Origin of the sequence: Nocardioides antri (assembly GCF_008373765.1) — a bacterium.
Lineage (GTDB): Bacteria > Actinomycetota > Actinomycetes > Propionibacteriales > Nocardioidaceae > Nocardioides > Nocardioides antri.
On record NZ_VUJW01000107.1, the window covers coordinates 1 to 398 of the forward strand.

1 protein-coding gene is annotated in these 398 nt (G+C 46.0%); it reads right to left on the reverse strand.

Going from position 1 to position 398, the window contains the following annotated elements; genetic code table 11:
• Positions 1-398, reverse strand: a 398-nt coding sequence (locus tag F0U47_RS22740) for a hypothetical protein (RefSeq protein ID WP_149752344.1), incomplete at both ends; no start/stop codon positions are given.

The following is a 398-nucleotide window of genomic DNA, read 5'->3' on the forward strand; positions in this document are numbered from 1 at the left end:
AAGGTAATGAACTTCCAACTGACGAGTTCAGTATGCTTGTCTACACCATCGCCGTAGGCAATTCTCTCATTCGAGGGATTGGTTGTGGAACCGAGCTTCAAAGCGAGGTTGTAGTTTCTGTAAATGATCTTGACATAGTTTCCGGCCATGATGAGTCTAAAGTTTAATGGGAAGTACTTTCTAACAATTTCCTGTCCGTTGCCGACCCACAGCTTGTAGCAGTACTCCATGGTGTTCCGTCTCTTGTCAATGATCAGGTTGTTAACTACATTCTGGATGATGGAGCCCTTGCCTTGGCTCTCATATTCCAAGCTCTGACGGACAGCGCTGTCGTAGTCACCGGTAAGGATGCTGTTGTACAGTTTCTCCTCGAGTTCTTTGTTAGAACTGCTCATGCT